This window comes from Microbacterium sp. SGAir0570 (genome assembly GCF_005491085.2).
GTDB lineage: Bacteria > Actinomycetota > Actinomycetes > Actinomycetales > Microbacteriaceae > Microbacterium > Microbacterium arborescens.
Genome location: NZ_CP027929.1, coordinates 2,891,960 through 2,908,806, shown reverse-complemented (window position 1 = coordinate 2,908,806; position 16,847 = coordinate 2,891,960). Strand labels below are relative to the sequence as shown.

At 64.6% G+C, this 16,847-nt stretch carries 12 protein-coding genes; 10 read left to right on the top strand and 2 right to left on the bottom strand.

Annotated features, from left to right (window positions below; all coding sequences use genetic code 11):
* Nucleotides 1–7: 7 nt before the first annotated feature.
* The gene (locus C1N74_RS13685; RefSeq protein WP_137750739.1) at nt 8–1,378 is read right to left on the bottom strand and encodes an ATP-binding protein; all 1,371 of its coding nucleotides are present in this window, start codon (nt 1,376–1,378) and stop codon (nt 8–10) included.
* Between the two features lie 182 nt (nt 1,379–1,560).
* On the opposite strand from C1N74_RS13685, the gene C1N74_RS13680 reads away from it, so the two are divergent.
* From C1N74_RS13680 to C1N74_RS13645, 9 genes are all read left to right on the top strand, one after another.
* Nucleotides 1,561–2,661 (top strand): glycosyltransferase, encoded by a 1,101-nt coding sequence (locus C1N74_RS13680; protein WP_137750738.1) that lies wholly within the window; start codon nt 1,561–1,563, stop codon nt 2,659–2,661.
* A gap of 390 nt (nt 2,662–3,051) precedes the next feature.
* On the top strand, nt 3,052–5,598 hold the full coding sequence (locus C1N74_RS13675) for a right-handed parallel beta-helix repeat-containing protein (protein WP_181405544.1): 2,547 nt from the start codon (nt 3,052–3,054) through the stop codon (nt 5,596–5,598).
* Between the two features lie 175 nt (nt 5,599–5,773).
* Entirely contained in the window at nt 5,774–6,778 is a 1,005-nt protein-coding gene (locus tag C1N74_RS13670; RefSeq protein WP_137750736.1) for a hypothetical protein, read from the top strand.
* On the top strand, nt 6,771–7,592 hold the full coding sequence (locus tag C1N74_RS13665) for a polysaccharide pyruvyl transferase family protein (RefSeq protein ID WP_137750735.1): 822 nt from the start codon (nt 6,771–6,773) through the stop codon (nt 7,590–7,592). Before C1N74_RS13670 ends, C1N74_RS13665 begins: the two co-directional genes overlap by 8 nt.
* A 2-nt stretch (nt 7,593–7,594) precedes the next feature.
* Entirely contained in the window at nt 7,595–8,335 is a 741-nt protein-coding gene (locus tag C1N74_RS13660; protein WP_137750734.1) for a glycosyltransferase family 77 protein, read from the top strand.
* Complete coding sequence (locus tag C1N74_RS13655) at nt 8,332–9,705, top strand: O-antigen ligase (RefSeq protein ID WP_137750733.1); 1,374 nt, start codon at nt 8,332–8,334, stop codon at nt 9,703–9,705. Before C1N74_RS13660 ends, C1N74_RS13655 begins: the two co-directional genes overlap by 4 nt.
* Nucleotides 9,706–9,731: 26 nt before the next feature.
* Nucleotides 9,732–11,159 (top strand): lipopolysaccharide biosynthesis protein, encoded by a 1,428-nt coding sequence (locus C1N74_RS13650; RefSeq protein ID WP_137750732.1) that lies wholly within the window; start codon nt 9,732–9,734, stop codon nt 11,157–11,159.
* Nucleotides 11,156–12,142, top strand: a complete 987-nt coding sequence (locus C1N74_RS16440; RefSeq protein ID WP_181405543.1) for a hypothetical protein — start codon at nt 11,156–11,158, stop codon at nt 12,140–12,142. The genes C1N74_RS13650 and C1N74_RS16440 overlap by 4 nt, the downstream gene beginning before the upstream one ends.
* The gene (locus C1N74_RS13645) at nt 12,099–13,196 is read left to right on the top strand and encodes a polysaccharide pyruvyl transferase family protein (RefSeq protein WP_181405542.1); all 1,098 of its coding nucleotides are present in this window, start codon (nt 12,099–12,101) and stop codon (nt 13,194–13,196) included. The genes C1N74_RS16440 and C1N74_RS13645 overlap by 44 nt, the downstream gene beginning before the upstream one ends.
* A gap of 60 nt (nt 13,197–13,256) precedes the next feature.
* Here the strand turns inward: C1N74_RS13645 and C1N74_RS13640 are convergent, their stop codons facing one another.
* The gene (locus C1N74_RS13640; RefSeq protein ID WP_137751027.1) at nt 13,257–14,705 is read right to left on the bottom strand and encodes a sugar transferase; all 1,449 of its coding nucleotides are present in this window, start codon (nt 14,703–14,705) and stop codon (nt 13,257–13,259) included.
* Between the two features lie 311 nt (nt 14,706–15,016).
* Here C1N74_RS13640 and C1N74_RS13635 point away from each other — a divergent pair, with 311 nt between their 5' ends.
* On the top strand, nt 15,017–16,846 hold the full coding sequence (locus C1N74_RS13635) for a DUF4012 domain-containing protein (RefSeq protein ID WP_137750730.1): 1,830 nt from the start codon (nt 15,017–15,019) through the stop codon (nt 16,844–16,846).
* Nucleotide 16,847: the final 1 nt, after the last annotated feature.

The following is a 16,847-nucleotide window of genomic DNA, read 5'->3' as shown; positions in this document are numbered from 1 at the left end:
GGCCTCTTCAGCCGCCCGCCTCGGCACCGAGCATCCGCCGTGTGAGGTGCTGGCGTGAATCCATGAGCTCGTCGAGCACGCGAGTGAGATGCTCATCCGTCACAGGCTGGCCTTCGATCGCGGCGGCGAGCACAGCACGGCGGATGAGCTCCCTCGCGAAGGACCCCGTGACACCATCGGTGGCGGCAGCGGCCGAGCTGATCGCTGCATCCGAGAAGGGCAGACCTCCGGCGTAGCGGCGCAGCAACTGTTCGCGCTCACGGCGACCGGGGCGGGGGATCTCGACCGCGAGGTCGACGCGTCCCGGTCTCTCCGCGAGAGCGGGCTCGAGGACCTCGACCCGGTTCGTCGTCATCACGAACGTGACGTCCGCGTCGCCCGCAAGCCCGTCGAGCGCTTCGAGCACTTCGAACAGCAGCGGCTGCGGAGACGTGTGTCGCTCCATCGCGACGAGGTCGATGTCTTCGAGAACGACGATCGAGGGCTGGAATGTGCGCGCGATCTCTGTCGCATATGGGATGAACCGGATGCTGTCGCCGGTCAGCAGCACGACGGTCGCTTCCGTCGCGCGGCTTGCGAGATGCCGGATGGTGAGTGTCTTGCCGGTTCCCGGAGGGCCGTACAGCAGTACGCCGCGCTTGAGATGCTGCCCCTTGCGGAGTAACTCGTCCCGGTGATCGCCGATGCCGACGACGTGGCGCACGACCTCGTCGAGCACACCGTCCGCCAGGACGATCTCGTCTGCCGAGACCCTCGGTCGCGGCAGGAAGGTCGCCCCCGCTTCGCGCCCGAACTGCGTCGGCTGGAAGGAGAGCACCTGGCCGCGCAGCACGCTCTTTTCGATCATCAGCTCTCGGAGACGTCTGAGGAACGCGTCCGTGACCTCGTGATCGTTGGCGACGATCTCGAGCGCCGCCGAGTCGCGTCCGGAACGGGGAGATGCCGCACGCTGCAGGATCGCGAGCGGTTCGCCGGCGAATGTCAGTAGCCAGATGCCCATCGCGACGACACGACGAGTGCTGTCGGGGCCGCTGGCACGTTCTGAGTAGTCAACCGGCCCAGGTTGAAAACGCGCGTACGGGTTTGCGATGAGTTCGGCGAAGCTCTGATGCAGTCGTTGCTCGCCACCACCGATTCCGATCAACGAGCCGTGGGTGCCGGTCAGCGTCTCGAGAGCGATATCGGCGTCGACGAGACGGTGGTCGGCGATGGACTCGGAGACGACCGCGACTTGCGAGGCATCTGCGCCCAAGTGCTCGGAGATCGTGTCTCCGAGCGGTGTGCGCCGTACCGCGTGTTCATCCCGATCGGATGCCGCGACGCGCTTCAAGTACGCCGAAACAGCCTGGAGCAGGTCGTGGTCTAGCTCGTCAGTCATGGGGGTGCCTCCTGCGCGGCAGGCTAGCAAGGTAGGTGCGGCGGGCGAGCCGTGAACACGACGCATAGCAGCGCGATTCGTGTGGCATGCCGAGCGGTGTAAGCGAGCGCACGGTAGGGTTGGCGGGCATCCCGACGGCAGCGGTGCACTTCATCCGAGCATGAGTGGGAGCATCGAACGGCATGGCTTCATCTGTTGCGATCATCGGTACGCGCGGGTACCCGAGCTACTACGGCGGGTTCGAAACCGCAGTCCGGAAGCTCTCGCCGTATCTTGCTGATGAGGGCTGGGACGTGATCGTCTACGGCCGCAAAGGTGCGACGAAGGACGATGACCCCGAACGTGACGCGCGGATCCGCACCGTGGTCACCGGCGGGGTCGAGAGCAAGTCGCTTAGCACCCTGTCCTACGGCCTGACCGCATCGTTGCACGCGCTGAAAGATAAGCCCGATGTTGCGCTGGTCATGAACGTCGCCAATGGCTATTTTCTGCCGCTTCTCAAAATGCGCGGCATCAAGACCCTCGTCAACGTGGACGGAATCGAGTGGGACCGCGCGAAGTGGGGGCGCCTGGCGAAGTTCATGTTCAAGATGGGCGCCAAGTTCACGGCAAAGTTCGCTGACAACCTGGTGTTCGACTCGCGTGAGATCGAAAGACGCTGGAACAGCGAGTTCGGGCGCGAGGGCGTCTTCATCCCGTACGGCGGTGATGTGCCACCGGAACTACCGATCGAGCCCGGCCTCGAACACCGCGGCTATGTTCTCGTCGTCGCCCGCTTCGTTCCCGAGAACACGATCCCGGAGTTCCTCGACGCCGCGGAGATCATCGCAGAGAAGTACCCGGTCGTCATCGTTGGGTCATCCGGTTATGGTGGGCCGCTGGACGAGCAGGCCCATGCTCTGGCTGCCGAGCACCCCGATGTGCATGTCCTCGGTCATATCAGCGATGATGCCCGTCTGCTCTCGCTCTGGCAGCACGCTGGTGTCTACTTCCACGGGCACAGCGTCGGCGGTACGAACCCGACCCTGGTGCAGGCGATGGCTACCGGCACGCCGATCGTCGCGCGCGACACGGTCTACAATCGCGAGGTCCTCGGGGACGATGCGTTGTTCTGCGATCCGACGCCCGCGTCGATAGCAGCTAGCGTTGCGGGACTCATGACTGACGCCGAGAGCCAGGCGCGGCTGTCGGAGCGGGCGCTGCGCCGGTCTCGCGAAATGTACACCTGGGTGGGGATCAATTCGGCGTATCGGAGTGCGATCGAGTCGCTCATCGGCCGCTGACCTCCTGTCGCAGAGAGCCGCTTTGCGCCTAGCTCTGGATCGGATCAACCCTGTCTGAGAGGATGGTGACCGATTCCCGGGGCCGGGTTAGCTTCATCGCCTAGGTCCTCGCAGCATTGAGCCCACGCGAGTTCGGGCATCCGCGTGGCGAGCGAGCGGAGTGACATGAAGCGTCGATCGATGGCCCTAGTAGGGGTTCTCCTCTCGTCGATTCTGGTCGGGTCGATGAGCGGCCCCGCAATGGCGGCGCCCTCGAGGGCAGCGGTGGGAACGCCGGCATCAGCTGCCCCCGGAACCTATCAAGAGTCCTCGCCCGTCGTCTCGTTGACTGGAACGGGGTGGCAGCGTGTGTCGCATTCCCGCGACTCGGGGGGAGGCTCCGCCTACACGATGACTGCGGGAAGCGCAGTTCTCGACTTCGAAGGCACCGCGATAGCGGTCGTCGGACGCAAGACCCCGAGCGCGGGGGTCGCATCCATCCTCGTCGACGGGGCCGAAGTCGCACGCGTCGATCTTTACGCGGCCGCTGCCCAGTATCAGGTCGTTCTCTGGAGCTCGGCCTCGCTGGAGCCGGGTAGCCACAGGGTTGAGATGCAGTGGACCGGTGAGAAGAACCCGCTGGTGTCGGCGACGAACCCGTCCATGGTGATCGACAGGTTCGTGGTGTTCGATTCGGGTGAGGCGACCATGCCCCGGGATGTGCAGGTCGACGCCATAGGATCTTCGGTCGCGGTCAGTTGGCAGCCCGCCTCCGGCTATCGCGCGGACGCTTTCGGGGTGCTTCGGAGATCGGGCGGCGAGTGGGCGAGTATCGGTACCGTGGCCGGAGACGAGGCGGGCTTCTCGGATGCGGAGGTACTAGCGGGGTCGACCTATGAATACGCGGTGCTTGCTCGAGATGACATCGGCAACGAGTCGCAGCCGGCTCAGAGCGTTCCCGTGACGGTCGGCCAGGCCGCCGGTGTCGGGGTGTACCAGGAGAACTCCCCGAACGTGCTTCTCCGTGGCAGCTGGGTTCGCACCAGTCACAGCCGCGACCTCGGCGGCGCATCGTCGTACCTCACCTCATCGGGCAGCGCGTCCTTGAGGTTCACGGGCCCCGCCGTGAGCGTCATCGGTCGCAAGACACCCTCATCAGGATTCGTGAACGTGATCGTCGACGGTCGTCGCGTTGCCACGATCGACCGGTACGCGCCGACCACTCTCTACCAACAGGAGTTGTGGTCGGCGACTGACCTGGGTGCCGGGGATCACACGATCGAGGTGCAGTGGACGTCGCAACGCAATTCCGCTGTGTCAACATCGGCTCCGTCCCTCTCACTGGATGCCTTTGTCGTTCCGGAGTCGGTTGCCGCTGTCGGGGTCGGCACATATGAGGAGGACTCACCTCAGCTCGCCTTCTCGGGTGCATGGACTCGCACGGCGCACTCGGCCGATTCGGGACAAGCGTCTTCCTACGCCACCGCCGATGCCTCGGTGTCAGTCTCCTTCTCGGGGACCTCCGTGCGTTGGATATCTCGCACCGGCCCGAAGTCTGGGATCGCAGATGTCTACATCGATGGGAGCCGCGTCGCGCGCGTCGACCGCTACTCGGCGTCCAATCAATATCAGCAGGTCGTGTGGGAGACTTCTTCGCTGAGCGCGGGGACCCATCGTCTTGAAATCCGATGGACGCCGGACCGGAACGCCGCTTCCACGGGCAACTCACTTGTGCTCGATGCGATCGTCGTGCCGCCCGCGCAGGCGCCGAGCCCGCCGACGTCGGTGGTGGCCGAACCGTTCGAGAGCGGCGCGAGGATCACGTGGCAGCGTTCGGGGAGCGCGGACCCCGCGACGTATCGGGTGTACCGCCTGACGGGGGCTGATGCGGCGGTGAAGGTGGCGGAGCTGCCGGGCACCCAGACGCAGTATGTCGATCTAGGCTTGCCGATCGACCAGTCGTTCCGTTATGCGGTGACCGCGATCGACACGTTCGGCCTCGAATCCGCCAGGGGCATCTCCGCGACCGTGACGGGGACGGCTGGCGTTCCGACGAACATCCCACGTGCAGCGGACTGCCCCGCCGCGACCGTCACCGTTCGAACGGCGACGCAGCTCAAGGCGGCGCTCGCCGAAGCCGCTCCGGGCGCGAGTATCTGGCTGGCGCCGGGCACCTACGAGGGCAGTTTCAGAATCGATGCCAGCGGCACATCGACTCGCCCGATCTGGATTTGCGGGACGGCATCCGCTGTCATCAGTCCGAACACGCTCGTGCGGGGAACGGGTCTCTATATATCCGGTTCAGACGTCGTCGTCGCGGGCATGTCGATCTCCCGTTCCCTCAAAGGTGTGATGGTCGTCGGGGGGCATCGCGTCACACTCGCCGACATGACGATCTCGGACATCGGAGATGAGGCAGTCCACTTCCGCAACAGCAGCACGGATGGAGCGCTCATCGGGTCGACGATCGCACGGACCGGTCTCACAAACCCCGGTTTCGGAGAAGGCGTGTACATCGGGACCTCCTCCGCCAACTGGTGTGCGTACAACGACTGTGCTGTGGACCGAAGTAACGGGGTCTCCGTCGTCTCGAACGTCATCCGTGGGGCGACGGCCGAAGCGATCGAAGTCAAGGAGGGGGTGTCGGGGGCGACCATCTACGGGAACACGATCAGTACGACCGGTGCACCGCCAGCGGGGGTAGAGTCCGCCCTGCAGATCAAGGGAAACGACAACGTGGTGATGGCCAACAACGTAACGACCGATCGGGCCTACGGTTTTCGGGTGATGTTCACCGCGCAGGACTGGGGGTTCCGTAATGTTCTCGCGGGCAACTCGGTCACGTTGCGAGCGGGGGCGGCGGGCATGGTCTACCTCGCCAAGTCGGACAACGTCGTCAAATGCGACAACACCGTGTCGCCGCAGCAAGTGCCTCTCGGTGTCACATGCGTGCCGTGATTCGGTACAGCCGACGACGATCATGTTCGCGATCGGGCGGGACCTCGGTCTAAGCTGAACCCAAACGGCGATGGCGTCGACCGATTGGTCGACGCCATCGGCTTTGGTGGATCGAGGCGAATCTGGACGCGCAGTGACACGACAACGAAGCCACGGGGCTCGCACCACCACAGTGATGATGCTGCCCAACGCGTCGCGCCCTGGGGGGAACCCCTTCGTCGGCCTGCTCGTCGACAGCCTCGACCCCGACATCGCTACAGTCCCGTTCTCCTGGGCGCGCGCTCTCGTCGGACGCTACGACGTCTTCCATGCGCATTGGCCCGAATACCTTCTGCGGGCACAGAATCCCATAGAGCGGGTGCTTCGGCTGGTCTTGCTGCGTCTGGCAGTCGCACGGTGCCGCGTGCTGAAGCGGCCAGTCGGGCTCACCGTGCACAATCGCAAGGCGCACGAGACGGCCTCGGGAGCGGCTACACGTGCGTTCGACTGGTTCGTCCGAGTGGCCGACTACCGTGTCTTCCTCAATGACTTCGACTCCGCGGCGCCGTATTTCCATGCCGGGGATGTCGTGATTCCTCACGGCGACTACTTTGCGGTGGTGTCACCTCATCTCCTGGATGTTCAACCGGAACGCGAGCCGTCGCGCGTTCTGGTCTTCGGCGCGTTGCGCGCGTACAAGGGCATCGAGTCGCTGATCGACACGGTCCGGTCCCTTCCCGATGTGCACCTCGAAGTCGCTGGGCGCCCGACTGACGAGGCATATGCGTCGTCTCTGCGAGAACGTGTTGCGGGTACGGCGAACGTCTCACTCGAGATCGGCGAGATGGACGACCGGTCGTTGACACACCGAATACGACGCGCCGCGCTCGTCGTGCTGCCGTACCCGAACCTCTACAACTCCGGCGCAGCGCTCTTGGCGCTGACGATGCGTCGTTGCCTCTTGATCCCGGACAGTGCGACCGCGCGGGAGTTGCAGAAGGAATTCGGTGCCGACCGCGTTCTGACCTATCAGACACCGCTCGGCGCGGACACATTGGCGTCGGCCGTTGAAGCTGCCGACGAGAGCCCCGAGCAACCCCCTGGGCCGCTCAACGCGCGCCGCGATTGGAAGAACATCGGTGCAGACTATTCGCGTCTGTTCCGCAGAGACGCGACGGTTGGGGACCGCGAGCATGATTGAGGTGTACGCGTGGAATCCTCGGAGGTCGTTGTTGCCCGGTCGGCTCGGCCGCGTCAGTCGATTCGGCCCGCGGCTGTCGAACTTCGGTGACCTGCTCGGGCCAATCGTCGTGAGCAAGCTGCGAGAGAAGTTCGAGTTGACCGACGAGGCGACAGGCGGCGGCTCAACGACTCTCTTCTCGGTCGGTTCCGTCCTCCACGAAGCGGGAAACGGTGACGTGGTGTGGGGATCTGGCGTCAACGGCAAGAAGCGCCGCGAACAGCACGACTTCTCGTACCTCGATGTGCGCGCCGTCCGGGGACCGCTCACTGCGAAGTACCTTCGCGACATGGGAATCGACGTGCCCGACGTTTTCGGCGACCCGGCGCTGCTGCTGCCGGACCTCGTGCCGGAGATGAGAGCGTGGACGGCGGACAAGCGTCGAGCGATCGCGGTCGTTCCGAACTTCAACGAGCGAGACACGTACAGAAAAGTGAACGGTTTCGTCGACCCGCTGGGTGAGCCCTTCGAGGTGATCAGGGAGATCGCGGCGAGCGAGATGGTCGTCGGGTCGTCGCTTCACGCACTGGTTCTGGCGGAGGCGCTAGGTATACCCACGGTGGGATTCGCGTCCGGCGTGGAGCTGCCCTTCAAGTATCAGGATTATTTCGCCGGGACGGGACGGGGCGTCGGGGACTTCGCCATGGCGCGCGATCTCGAGGAGTCCCTGCGGCTCGTTCGTAAGGCGCGTCCCGAGCTGTTCTGGTCGCCGGACGCGCTGGTCGAGGCTTTCCCCCGCGACCTGTGGTGCACCACCAACCCGGAAGGAAAGTGATCATGAGCGCACTGATCTACACGGTCGGCCAGAACGGCTACGACATCGCCTACAGGCGGTGCATCGCATCGCAACGATCCTACGCGGCACGGCTCGGAGTGACGTACGCCGCCGTGACCGAGCCGAAGCGTATGCCCGATACGGCCATCAGCGCTTGGTTGAAGATCCCCCTGTTGCTGCAGGCCCTCGAAGCCGGATACGAGCATGTCGCCTTCATCGACGCCGATGCCGAGGTCCGGGAGACCGCGCCCGACTTCAGGCTTGAGCTCACGGGCGATGCCGACGTGGCGATGGCGCTTGGGCGAAGCGGCCGCATGAACTCCGGGGTGATCCTGGCGAGAAACGGCGACGGGGCGCTCGAGTACTTCCGGCGAGTCATGGAGAGCATCGTCGAGGAGATTCCGGATGAGGCGCGCGCGAACCTGAAGTACGAGAACGGCAACGTGATCTACGTCACCGACCAGATCGGTGGGGTCGAGGTCCTCGACCAGCGTTGGAACAACACGGCCGACCCGGATCTGGACGATCATGTGCGGCATTACACCGGCCCGTTGCGATCGACGTACAAGCGCAACCTCATCGATGAGCTGAAATTCCGACTCGCGCGAGCCAGGGTTGCCCGGCCGACGCCGCAGCCCGCTACGCGCTCCCCTGAGTTCCAGGCTCAGCTGCTCGCTGCGGCGCAGGACGCGCAGACGCGGTACCCGGCGCTGCTAGGCCCGGGCGACCGGTCCCGACGATGATCAAGCGCCTCACCATCTATGGGGGTCTGGGGGCCGCGGTCGTCGTCCTCGTCGTTGTCGCGCTGGGCATGGGTCGGCTGGGGCTGATCGTCGTCCTCGGCCTCGCCGGGGCGCTCGTGTTGTCCCTCATCCCCATCCACATCCTGCCGGCGCTGTGCCTGGCGGTCTGGGCTCTGGTGCCGCGCAGGCTCGCAGTTGAGGTGCTCGGCGTCGATATCGTGTATCCGCTCGCCTTCGTCATGGGAGTCTGGGTGGTGCGGATGCTCCTGACGCGGCCCTCGGAGCCGAGCGAGCGTCGATCACGCGCATGGCTGTCGGCTGTTCTCGTGCTCCTGGCTGTATGGCTCGCCTTCGTCACGCTCGTCGGGCGAGAGTGGGGGCAAAGCCTGACGTGGGTTGTGGCGTTCCTCCTCTTGCTCGCCGCGCCTGCGATGTTGGCCGATCGGAACGCGGTCGATGCTCTGGTCGCAACGTGGCTGGGTCTCGCTGTACTCCTCGGACTGTACGCCTTCGTCGAAGCCGCGTTGCAGCAGAACGTCGTGTATGGACGGCTCCTCCCATCACTGGACGGTGAGGAGGCGCAGCGGTGGTCGGTGTATCGGGTCAACGCGTCGTTCGGTCATCCGCTCTACGCGAGCTTGTTCTTCAGCAGCGCCTTCGGGCTCGCCCTCGGGCGATTCGTCGAGAGACCGGGGAAGCGCCTCGCCATCGTCGCAGCGATCTCAGGCGCTGCCATGGTCACGACGGTCTCCCGGTCGGGGCTCGCCGCGACGGTGGTCGCCGCTGCCGCCGTCCTGATGCTTGCAGTCGTCAGGGCGCGGAGTATTCCGGGCATCGCAAAACTCGGTCTCGTCGCGGCGACCACGGTCGGGGTTGCTCTCGCGACCACCTCGGGAGCTTTCGCCGAGCGATCGAGCTCGGGCGAGGCATCGTCCTCCTCCGACGCGCGCGAGTGGGTGATCTCCCTGGCCTTAGAAGCGGCTGCGAGAAGCGGTTGGATCGGAACCGGCCCGGGTACGTCTGCGGACGCGGTGCGCGCTCTTGACAGCTACCAGATCCTGGTCGAGAACGGCTATCTTCAGCTTCTGGTCAGTATCGGGATCGTCGGGGCAGGGCTTTTCGTAGTTCTCCTCATCGCGAGTGTGGCGGTGGCCATCAGACGTCATCGCTATGGGGCACTGGGCGCGCTCATTTCGCTCGGCGTCAGCATCGCCGGATTCAACGCTCTCGAATCGAACCCCTCAATGATGATCCTCTTCGGTGGCGCATTGGCGCTCGTCTGGGTAGCGCCCGCGGCGAAAATCGATGACGACGCGACGATCGGCGCGGCCCGTCTCGTGAGATCTCCATCGCTGAAGGCTCACCGTTGAGCGTCGGGGGTAGCGCCGCCAGGAGCATGGGGTGGGCCATCGTCGAGAAATGGTCGACCCGGCTGGTGTCCTTGATCGTCCTACTGGTCCTCGGCCGCCTTCTTGAAGCGCAAGACTTCGGCCTCGTGGCGCTCGGAACCGTGTTCATGACTTTCATGAACATATTCGTCGATCAGGGCTTCGGCCGCGCGCTCGTCCAGCGAAGGGATATCACCGCTTCGCACACAAGCACTGCTTTCTGGGTATCGCTTGTCGGTTCTGTCGTCCTGGCCGCCTTGTTGATCGTCGGCGCTCCTTTCGTCGCGGCCGCACTCGGCGAGGCTGATCTCTCGCCGGTCATCCAGGTGATGTCGATCGGGCTGGTCCTCTACGCGTTGTCCTCTATCCCCCAGGCTCTACTCGAACGCGAGTTCGGGTTTCGAGCACTCGCCCGTCGTCGCGTCGTCGCCACAGCGTTCGGTGGTATCGCAGCTGTCCTCGGCGCGCTGGCGGGCTGGGGCGTCTGGAGTCTGGTGCTCCAGGTGCTCATTACCGCAGCGGTGGGCGTTGTGGTCCTCTGGCGTGCCTCGCCTTGGCGCCCCCGTTTCATGTTCTCGCTCAACTCGGCGCGCGACCTCTGGCCGACCGGGCTGAGCGTCATCGGCATCGAGTTCGTAGGGTTCCTCAACTCGCAGTCCGACAAGCTGATCGTCGGGGCTGTCCTCGATGCGACGGCCTTGGGATACTACTTCTTCGCGATGCGGATTATCTCGATCATGATCGAGCTCTTCTCGACAGTGATGTCATCCATTTCGCTAACAACCTTCTCGCGGCTCCAGGACGATAGGGAGGAGCTGCGTACATGGCTCTATCGCCTATCGGCGGTTAGCTGCCTTATCGCCATACCAGCTTTCGCATGTCTGGCGACTGTGGCACAGGAGGCGGTGCCCTTGGTGTTCGGTCCCCAGTGGTCCGAAAGTGTCCTACTGGTCCAGATTCTCTGTGTACTTGGCGCGGTCAACGCCATCGCCGTATTCGATCGGAGCGCCCTGCTCGCAGTCGGCCGAAACCGTTTGGCGTTCTCATTGACCTTCGGGCAGGCCCTCGTCGGTATCGGCTTCGTCGTCGCCGCGCTTCCGGCGGGCGTTACCGGTGTCGCCGTCGCCGTCGCCGCCCGGCAGATCTTGTGGTGGCCGGTCCGCCTCGTCGCACTGAAGCACGCGCTCGGGGTCAGCCCGATGCGTTACCTCTCGATCTGGATGCGGCCGGCGCTCGTCTCGACAGCGGCGGCCGCTGTGGCATATGTGCTTGTAGACCGCGTGTGGGATCTTTCTGCCGCGCCGATCCTCTACGTCCTGGTGGGGGCGGTGATCGTCGGCACCTTGATCTGCGCTCTCGGGGCTATCTTCCTGCGTGATTCTGCCCGAGAGCTTCGGGCGCTCGTACGCCAACGTCGTTCTGGAGGCCCCCGATGACCCAACAGCCGAGGCAGCGCGCGGCCTTGAACGTGGTGAACCCTCTACCGCGAGCGCTGCACCATTACGCGCATGAGCTCCACGTCCTTCTCGATTCGCTGCCGGATGTTCGATGGGACGACGTGCCTGTTCGGTCAGCGGAGGTCGGGGCGCTGGGGAAGGTGCAGAAGCTACGCGCTGCTGTGCGACATCTTCGTCTTCTTCGGCGCGTAAGCGGCCCCTCCATCGAGTTGTGGCCGGTGCTCGGGCATCTCGAGTCCCTCGGAGTCCGCGGGCCGCAGACCGCGGTGATCCATCACGACCCTGTACCTATCCGTGCGCAGGCCGGCTATGGGGCGAAAGCAGTGCGGACGGGCGTTCTGCAGGCCAACCGCGTGGGTATGGTCGCAGTGGCGCATTCCCGTGCGGCCGAACGTCAGTTACGGGAGTTCGGATATCGACGCGTCTTCGCCGTGCCTCATCCGATCCTGCCCCCGGTCGAGCGTCTCGCCAAGAGCACATCTGTGGTCCGGGTTCTCGGGCAGTTCAAGCCCGCACGCGATCTCGAGCTTCTGCAGTCGCTGGGGCCCCAGCTGCGGAGGCTGGGCTATGAGACCGAGATCGTCGGACGCGGTTGGCCGGACGTCAACGGGTGGCGGGTGAGCGACGAGTTCGTCGGTGAAGAGAAGCTTGCCGACCTCATCGCCTCCGCCGGCGCGATCGTCATCCCCTATCGGCGCTATTGGCAGTCGGGCATCGCTGTTCGCGCGCTGGAGGCGAGTGTCCCTGTCGTCGGCGTCAGCGGCGGCTTCTTGGATGAGTTGTACGGGGACGACACACGGCTCCTGGTCGGAGAGAAGGCCGACGTTTCCGACTGGGGCGAGCGCATCGACGCAGCAATGCGCGCTGATCCGGGCATCTTGTTCGGTCATGCCGCGCGCTATCACGAAAGCGGCCGCGGTGCCTGGCGAGACCTCGTCCGCGTACTCGCATATGGGTCTTGAAATCTACGAGCGGAACAGAAAATTGCCTCAACAGATCACTTACCTCGGTTTTGCCGGACACGGGAACCTTGGAGACGATGCGATCCGCGACGTGTATGAGCGAAGGCTGCCCGAGCACCGCCTGTGGAATATGCCCGTGCGGAAGGCGGACATAGCCAAGAGCGCGCTTTCGGGGAGGTTGCTACGTCACCGCGGTGCACCTCTGCTCCTCGGGGGCGGCACGGTCCTGGGGCGAACCATTTGGCGCCACCACATCAAACGCACCGTCGAGTGGATGAGCCCGTCGACGGCTGTCCTTCTCGGGGCTGGTGTCGAGGATCCCGAGTTCGTGGGGGACAGGAGCTACACCTCAGCGGAGGAGCTGTCGCGCTGGCCGCTCATTCTGGATCAGTTCGAAAGCGTCACGGTCCGCGGTCCGCGCTCACAAGAGTTGCTTGCCGGGGTCGGCGTCGCCGCAGAACTCGTAGGGGACCCGGCGCTCCTCCTCGGGCGGGGCCAGCTCTCCGACGCGGTGGATGAGAACGGCCCGGTCCTCGTGAATCTCACCCACGGTGAGGATCAGTGGGGTGGAACCGCGCTTGACTGGTCCGGCCCTGTGATCGAGTATCTCCGGCGGCTGATCCATGACGGCCGGCGCGTGGAGTTCGTCTCCATGGAGGCGGATGATGTCGCGATCAACGATCGGGCGCGTCGAGAACTCGCGGACACGACCCTCCGCCACCACCGGCCGGAAACAACGGATGATCTTCTCGCTCTCCTCGGCGGGGCGCGTCTCGTCATCGGTACAAGGCTTCACATGTGTGTGCTGGGTGTCGCAGCAGGAGTACCGACCCTCAGCCTCGAGTACCGGCCGAAATGTCGAGACTTCATGGCCTCGGTGAACGCCGAACGATACTGCTTGCGCGTGGATCAGTTGGAGAGGGACTTGGTCGAAGCCGTGGGGGACGAACTCTTGGCGAAGAGCCGCGAACAGCTCGCGTTGCAGAACGCCCGTGTCGAACACCTCCGATCCAAGCTACGCGATGAGTTCGTCGAGCTCGAGAAGGCGCTGTAGCGGCTGAAGGCGCGGTCTCCGTGGATCGCGGAGACCGCGCTCACGCCGAGCGATTCTGGCTCAGTGTGCCGTCCCTCCGGGAGCGATGATCGCGCGGGCTGTCTTCATGATGATGAAAAGATCACCCAAAAGGCTCCAGTTCTCGACATAGGACAGGTCAAGGCGGACGGACTCTTCCCACGACAGGGTGGACCGACCGCTCACTTGCCACAGCCCCGTGATACCCGGTTTGGCGAGGAAGCGGCGGTGCACGTGGTCGGCGTACTGTTCGACCTCACGAGGAAGAGGAGGCCTCGGGCCTACGAGTGACATCGATCCGGCGATGACGTTGAAGAGCTGTGGCAGTTCGTCGAGGCTGAACTTCCTCATCACGCGTCCGACCGCAGTGACCCGCGGGTCGTTCTTCATCTTGAAAAGGACTTCGTTGCCAGCATCCCGCTGCTCGGCCTTCAGATCTGGCAGGATCTGCTCCGCGTTCACTACCATCGAGCGGAACTTCAGCATCGTGAACTCACGACCGCGCAGGCCCACCCGCTTCTGTCGGAACAGAACCGGGCCCGGCGACGTCAGACGCACTGTGATCGCGAGCAACGCCAGCAGGGGACTGATCAGGATGACCCCAACCGTGCTAACGGATAGGTCCACCATGCGCTTGACAAGTCGTTGCCCGCCGCTGAAGCGCGGCGTCTCGACATGTATGAGGGGCAACCCAGCGACGGGCCGGGTATGAAGGCGCGGACCGGCGATGTCCACGATGCTCGGCGCGAGGACGAGGTGTTGACGGCCGGACTCCAGTTGCCATGAGATCTGCTTCACCTTCATCGCAGGCAGATCGTCAGTGCTGGTGACGGCGACGGTGTCGGCACCCGTCACTCTCAGTGCTCGATCGATTGTGTTGACGTTCCCCATGATGGGAATCGCGGTGTCTCGGATGGTGTCCGCGACACGCCCGGTTGGTACGCATGCGCCGACAACTGTATAGCCAGCCTGCGGCGTTCGCTGCAATTCTCGGGCGATGTGCGCCACCGATTGCTCGGAACCCACGAGGAGAACACGGGCTGAATAGTCGCCCCGCCGCCGCTGGCGGATCAGCCACTGGCGCCACAGCCAGCGCTCGACGACGAGCGCGAGGACGCCGGCGGGCAGGCTGATCAGAAGGAAGCCGCGAGCTAGGTCGACTTTGAGCAGGAACGCGAAGATCGCGATGAACCCGAAGAGCCGGAAGCTCGCGTCGACCACTCGCTTGTATTCGGCCATCCCGGTCCCTACGATCCGATGGCTTCGGGAATCGATGAGGTGGAGAACGGCCATCCACGCGAGTACCAAACCGGTGGAGAAGTACCAGTAGGACAGCTCACTCAGGCGGACATCGGACCGTATGTCAACCTGCGCGTTGCCGGTTCCGAACCAGATGATTTGAGCACCGAAGACAACGGCCACCAGAACGATCAAATCCGTGATGCGTAGCCTCCGAGCGTAGGCAGGGCGCCAGTCGCGGGGCGTCGGCACGGTCGCGGAGGGCGACGTGGGGGAGGGCGGTCGCTGCTCGGCGGCCGCGCGCGACTCGGCGGCGGCCGATTCGTCGGCTGGCAGGACCGCATAGCTCGCTTCAGACGACAAACCGCCCCTCTCGTCCGGTACTCGACGGACATTCAGGCTACCTTCAGCGCGTGTCCAGTGTGTTAAAAGTGGCAATGATGGATGGTCGATGTTCACGCTCGTGCGTGACGTGACCCACCGGGACTTCCCAGCCGTGGCCGATACTCGCCCCCCCCCGATGCCCACTCATCTGGGCAGGAACGTCCAACTAGGATGGGCGGGTGCCCGAACAGACCCGACGAAGCCGTCGCCCCAGGCGGCCGCTGTTGCGCAGCTTCCGCTTCTGGGTGCCTATCGGCATCCTTCTCGTCATCGTTGCCGTCGCCGTGGTGTCGAGTCTCGTTGGAAAGGCGATCGCCGATCGAGCGTTCGCGGCGCGCGATGCTCTGCAATCGGCAATCCCCTTGGCCTCCACGGCAAAGGAACAGGTTCTGGCCGGTGACACGGAGGGCGCCCGTGCATCGGTGGCTCGGTTGCGAGAACTGTCCGCCGAGGCTCGAGAGCAAGCAGGCGGTGACTTGTGGAGGTTCGTCGAAGGAGTGCCCGTCGCGGGCGCAAACCTCGCGGCCGTCCGGGAGGTCGCGGAGACGATCGATGATCTTGTCCTCGAAGCGCTCGAGCCCGCTACTTCATTCAGCCTGGCCAGCTTGACGCCCGTGGACGGGCGCGTCGATGTCGGGCAGATCGCCGTCGCCTCGGAAGTCATCGATCGTGCTGCTGCGGCGCTGGCGCGGGCGCGCTCAACCGTTGACGGGATCGACAGATCTGGTTTGATCGATCAGGTCTCGTCAGGGGTTGCGCAGTTGGACGACGCGCTACTGCAGGTCGAACCGATCGTCGTGCCGGCTCAGAAGACTCTCGCGATTCTTCCCGGCATGCTTGGCGCCGATGGGCCTCGAAACTACCTCGTGCTCGTGCAGAACAACGCCGAGTCCCGGGGGACGGGAGGCAACCCCGCGGCGCTGGTGCTCATCACCGCGGACAACGGGGAGATCAGCATCACCCAGCAGGCATCGAGCACCGACTTCGACAACGGGCGCCCCGACCCGATCGTGGAACTCGACCCCGCAGTCGTCTCGCTCTATGGGGACAAAGTTGGCCGGTACATGCAGGATGTCACCACCACCCCCGATTTTGCCGACTCTGCCCGGATCATGGGCGCATTCTGGGCCGAGGAATTCGGCACTCCCATCGACGGCACGCTTTCCATCGATCCTGTCGCTCTGAGCTACCTGATGGAAGCCACCGGCCCGGTTGCGTTGCCGGACGGGTCGACTCTCGACTCATCCAATGTCGTCTCCACTCTTCTGAACGAGGTCTACTTCCGGTTCGACACGGGAAACAGTCTGATCGATAACCGCCGCCAGGACGCGTTCTTCGCTGCGGCAGCCGCGGCCGTCTTCGACTCGGTCACATCAGTGCGCGACCCCAAGCTGCTGGTCGATAAGGTTGCTCACGCAGCTCAGGAGGGGCGGATCCTCTATGTCCCCAACTCGCCTGCGGAAGCCGAGGTGGTAGAGGGCAGCCGAATGGCCGGCGCCCTCCCGGAAGACAACGCGGAAGTCACCATGATCGGCTCGTACGTGAACGACGTCACTGAGGGCAAGCTCGACTACTACATCGATACCGCTGTCGCCGTGTCGAGCGATGTCTGCTCCGTGTCCGCCGACGCTGCTCCCTCCTTCACTGTGTCGTCGACGCTCACGTCGACGCTCGAGCCGGGCGAGGTCAGCGGCCTCGCGAGCTACATATCTCCCGGTCGCTACTTCCCGAAGGGCGTGATTAGCACTGATCTCGTCCTGTACGGACCCGTCGGAGCGGCGCTGACATCGGTGACCGTCGATGGTGAGCCTGTCGAGTTCGCGCCCGTCGAGCACCTCGGACGACCAGCCGTCAAGGTAAATGTCGTGAACGAGCCGGCGACATCGCGGACGGTGAGCGCGGTGTTCGCCGGTGCGGCCGGTCGTGAGTACGGTCCTCTGGAGGTTTGGCACACGCCGATGGTCCGAGAGACAGCCGTCGCGTTGGATACACCGGGCTGCGGTGACTGAG